1 pseudogene is annotated in these 2188 nt (G+C 39.9%); it reads left to right on the top strand.

Annotated elements, in window-relative coordinates:
* A pseudogene (locus CAP47_RS02100) lies at nucleotides 1–2188 on the top strand (DUF11 domain-containing protein); the annotation flags it as partial.

The raw sequence follows: 2188 nt of genomic DNA, 5'->3' as shown, positions 1-2188 counted from the left end.
ATTTATTAGTAAGTGGTCCAACAGAAGGTTTTATAGAAATGGATTTAGGCAATGTTCCTGCTAATAAAACGACCTACGTACGTATTAATTATGATGATGATGTTTTAGATAGACTGCTAGGTGGAAGCCTGGGTAAATTAGTGGGCGATTTGGCCAACAATCTTTTGTTGGGCAATCAGTATATTCAAGTGGAAGCCCTCGATGGTTCCAATATTGTCTTGAACGAAAATAGTTCAGATGCTTTTGAAGGACAAGCCAATGGCGTGGTTTCGCTTGTAGAAGATAATATCGGCCGTTATTATATTGCCATTACCCCGGATAGCGATTACACCAGTATCCGGATTACCAATCACGTAGAGGCCTTGTTACCAACGGGTAAGAAAGCGTCTTTAGATGTTTATAACGCTTGTTTTGAAATCGGAGACGACTTCTGTTTCCCCCCAAACTTCACTTCTTATAAAGGAGGGGGAGCAAATCTATCACTGGGAGATTTATCGGAGGTAGGCGTTAAAGATCCGTATAAAGCGATTAGCGGTAACTCTTCGGAATATTCAGAAATTAATTTGGGAGCTTTGGGGCTTTTAAGTGATGTTTACCAAACCATCTATTTTAGCCAACCTTCTCAAGTTGATGACCACGTGCAAATTCGATTGATGGTAGAGCCTTCTTCTGCGTTGAGTGCAGATGTTTTAGGAGCCTATAAAATAAAATTCTTTAATGGAAAAGAACAGGTTGGTCCAGACTATAATTTACAAGATTATGCTCTGCTTAATAACCTTGATGTTTTGGCATTATTCAATTCCGGAGGAACGGTGACTTTAGATTTTGAACCGGAAGGAACTTTTGACCGTGTGGATATAGGTGCGGAATCAGTTGTAGAGCTTAACGTAGATGCGGAACCTTTACGAGTCTACAGTGTAAAACGTTATGGTGATCAATGCCCCTTGACGATTACTGAATCCCCATTTGAAAACAGCGCTTCTTGTATTGCAGAATTAATCGATTCTCATAATGCCGATGAAGTACAAAATCTTTTTGATGAAGATTTTGATAGTTATGCGACCTTAAAATCAGGAGCAGGATTTCTTTTAGGATTGGGTAATCAATATGAAGGTTATGTCGAAATGGGCTATGCTCAAATAATGGACGCCGGAACTACCTCTTATATCCGAATCGATTTTGATGATGGGGTTTTGGGTGCTTTGGTTAGTGGAAGTTTAGGAAATGTAGTCAGTGGATTATTAGATGGTTTAGCCTTAGGCGATCACTATTTTAAAGTGGAAGCAAAAAATGCTGATGATGTAGTGCTGGAAGGATCGAGTAAAGAAGACGGAACAGGAGCCACCGATCAAATCCGAATTGTACAAGACGCTTTAGGTCGTTATTATATTGCTGTTACTCCCGATCAAGATTATAATCGTATTCGAATAACCGATGTGACGAACAGTGCTTTAGGCTTGTTAGCCGAACCAAATACAATGAATGTATATGGAATGTGTACAGAGCTGAGCACCGATGCTTGTTTGCCGGCTTTTGCTACGTCGTATGAATATTCAGGACTTAACCTTGGTGTAGATGCAGTCGGAAGCGCCGGCGTGACCAACCCAGAATATGCGTTGGATGATGGCAATTCTCAACATTATTCTGAAATCAGTAATGGAACCTTGGGTGTGGGCGCCTCTACCAAACAATGGATTTACTTTAATTCGGTCTCGGAAGCAGACGATACGGCACTAATAAAATTTAAAACAGGTGCAGGAGGCGTCGATTTAGATGTATTAGGTGGCTTAGAGATAAAAGCTTACTTAGGTAACGACGAAGTGGCAACGCTGGATTGGCAAGATGGGCTGATTAACGGAATAAATGTGCTCGATCTTATAAATAATGGAGACATGGTAGAAGTACCATTTACGCCTGGCGATGCTTACGATAGAATTAGTGTAGGAATAAAAACTTTAGTAGGAGTTTCTGTTTTCCCACCAGTAGAATTATACGATGTAAGTCGCTGCTATACATTATCAAGTTCAAAAATAACTTCTTGGAAATCTTATATCATAGATGGTAATGTTGCAAACACATCGGTTTCTGGTGGAGAAGAAGTAGAATATACCATTCATGTGAAAAATACCGGAACAGAAGATTTAGCTGGTTTTACCATATCTGATGAATTGCCAGAAGGTCTTACTTG

Origin of the sequence: Psychroflexus sp. S27, assembly GCF_002810405.1 — a bacterium.
Lineage (GTDB): Bacteria > Bacteroidota > Bacteroidia > Flavobacteriales > Flavobacteriaceae > Psychroflexus > Psychroflexus halocasei_A.
The sequence above is the reverse complement of the archived record's forward strand: the minus strand, read 5'-3'. Positions and strand labels throughout refer to the sequence as shown.